Source organism: Sphaerospermopsis reniformis (assembly GCF_005402885.1).
Classification (GTDB): domain Bacteria; phylum Cyanobacteriota; class Cyanobacteriia; order Cyanobacteriales; family Nostocaceae; genus Sphaerospermopsis; species Sphaerospermopsis kisseleviana.
On record NZ_BJCE01000428.1, the window covers coordinates 1 to 2,432 of the forward strand.

Below are 2,432 nucleotides of genomic sequence, written 5' to 3' on the forward strand. Positions count from 1 at the left end.
CAAAAAATGAAGCGCACTGCTATGGATAACGATTACATGATTCAAGTTCTCAGTTCTTGTTTCATTGACTCTACATTAGATTCCGATAAGCCCTTATGTCAAGCCTGATTGAGATGCTCTTACCCTGGTAAATGAACTACATTCTCATAAGCTGTTACACAGCTAAATTGTATAGGTATAACAATTAAACCAGGTAGTAAATCAGTTATGAGTCAGCATGAGAATGAGATGAAGTCCAATATTAAAAAATGTTCTTCCCATTCAGGGGAACGTTACTGGGGTCATGTAGAAGTCATAGAAGAGGGGGAAAATTATCGAATTAGTCGGGTGGAAATTAAACCTAGACAAGGTATTAAACCACAAATCCATTATCATCGTCATGAACATTGGGTTGTAGTTTCTGGTGTGGCCAAAGTAACTTGTGGTGTTGAGGAAATATTGTTAAATAGTAACCAGTCAACTTATGTACCTGCTGCAACTTTGCATAAGGTAGAAAATCCTGGTTCTATTCCTTTAGTAATTCTAGAAATTCAAAATGGTGAATATTTAGGGGAAGATGATATAGAACGTCCTGAAGAATAGGTGATTGGTGATTGTTGACTGGGAAGAGTTTTGATCATTATGTATGAATTATGAGGTGAGGATAATTGATAGAGAAAAATGTTAAATTGCCTAATTCTTGGCAATCAATTTTAGCAGAGGAATTAGAGAAACCTTATTTTAATAAACTGCAAGAGTTTTTAAGTGAGGAAAGACAATCTTATAATATTTATCCACCAGAAGAAGATGTTTTTTCAGCTTTTGAATTAACGTCTTATGAAGAGGTAAATGTTTTGTTATTGGGACAAGATCCTTACCATGATGAAAACCAAGCTCATGGTTTATGTTTTTCTGTGAAACCGGGGATTAAACCACCACCATCACTGATGAATATTTATAAAGAATTGAAAGCGGATGTGGGGTGTGATATTCCCAATCATGGTTATTTGGTGAATTGGGCTAAACAGGGTATATTGATGTTAAATGCGGTGTTAACTGTGAGGGCGCACACACCAAATTCCCATAAAAATCAAGGGTGGGAAATTTTCACTGATGCAGTGATTCAAAAGGTTAATGAAAAATCCGATCCGGTGGTGTTTGTGTTGTGGGGTGGTTATGCACAAAAGAAGCTGAAATTAATTGATACTAGCCGACATTTAGTAATTAAATCTGCTCATCCTTCACCCCTTTCTGCACGTAATGGTTTTTTTGGTAGTAAACCTTTTTCAGCTATTAATTCAGCTTTAAGTGGTTGGGGTAAACCTGAGATTGATTGGGAGTTGCCGATTTTGGATTTTGGATTTTAGATTTTGGATTGTTTTTCTGAACTCCAATCTAAAATTGTCAATTATCAATTGTCAATTGTCAATTACCTAAAACCATCCTTCTTGTTCTAGGGTTTCGATTAATTGCAAACCACGGGGATCACCAACTCCCAGCAGTGAAGCTTTGGCATCTTCTCTGACACCCAAATCTTTATCTTCAGCAAAGGCTTGAATTAATGCGTCTATAGCTGTAGCATATACTACATTAGAAGGTAATTCTTTACACAGTTGACCGATTGCCCAAGCGCAGTTACTACGGATGGCGGGTATGGGGTCTTGAACAAGGGCTTCAATTAAGGGAGGTATTGCGCCAATAACTACTTCATAACCCAGAGTTGCCATTTGGGCGAGGGCGCTGGCAGACCAGAGACGGACGGCGGAAATGTCGGTTTTGAGGGCATCTATGAGGGGGTTTAAGGAACGGCGATCGCGGCAGTTGCCTAAAGCCCAAACTACACCTTTTCTGACATAGCCATTAAAATCGCAGTTAAGTTGATTAATTAAGGGTTCAACAGCATCAGGGCTGGGGTTACGTCCCAAGGCATAGGAGGCGCTAACTCTAACTAAAGGACAAGAATCGGTTAATAAGCGAATTAAATGGGGTATGGCTCGTTCATCTTGAATATCACAAAATGCACGGGCGGCTAACATTCGTTGCTGGGATTGAGGATCTTCCAAGAGTGCTAACATTGCCTCTGGATCAGGTTTAACTATTTCTGATTCAGGGGTAATAGGTTCTATTTTGTCTAGGGGGCTTTCTAAATCAGCTTCGTTATCAAGTAGGTTTATATCGTCTTCGTCGTACATAATATTTTTTAAAAAGTAATTATATAGGAGGCAGGAGGCAGGAGGCAGAAGGCAGGAGGCAGGAGGCAGGAGGCAGGAGGCAGAAGGTAGGAGGCAGGAGGCAGGAGGTAGGAGGCAGGAGGCAGGCGTAAGAAGGCAGGATGTAGGAGGCCGGAGGTTCTAGGTAATATGTACGAAGTCACAAGCACTAAGATGGCGTCTGTTTGTAATAGCCAGCTGTCAGTCGCCATCACTCCGGTAGAACTACAATTCCGACCCCGC

Annotated in this window: 3 protein-coding genes; 2 read left to right on the forward strand and 1 reads right to left on the reverse strand. The window is 40.5% G+C overall.

The window, feature by feature from the left end; all coding sequences use genetic code 11:
* The first annotated feature begins 207 nt into the window (after window positions 1–207).
* Window positions 208–582, forward strand: a complete 375-nt coding sequence (locus FFR48_RS27255) for a cupin domain-containing protein (protein WP_137669512.1) — start codon at window positions 208–210, stop codon at window positions 580–582.
* A gap of 86 nt (window positions 583–668) precedes the next feature.
* Entirely contained in the window at window positions 669–1,346 is a 678-nt protein-coding gene (locus tag FFR48_RS27260; protein WP_236104215.1) for a uracil-DNA glycosylase, read from the forward strand.
* A gap of 66 nt (window positions 1,347–1,412) precedes the next feature.
* Here FFR48_RS27260 and FFR48_RS27265 read toward each other — a convergent pair whose 3' ends face one another.
* Window positions 1,413–2,171: a HEAT repeat domain-containing protein gene (locus FFR48_RS27265; RefSeq protein WP_096567867.1), complete on the reverse strand. Its 759-nt coding sequence runs from the start codon at window positions 2,169–2,171 to the stop codon at window positions 1,413–1,415.
* Window positions 2,172–2,432 lie beyond the last annotated feature (261 nt).

Bases quoted from the DNA above. Each gene is read 5' to 3' on its own strand.
- FFR48_RS27255 (WP_137669512.1), top strand. From the start codon at position 208: ATGAGTCAGCATGAGAATGAGATGAAGTCCAATATTAAAAAATGTTCT.
- FFR48_RS27265 (WP_096567867.1), bottom strand. From the start codon at position 2,171: ATGTACGACGAAGACGATATAAACCTACTTGATAACGAAGCTGATTTA.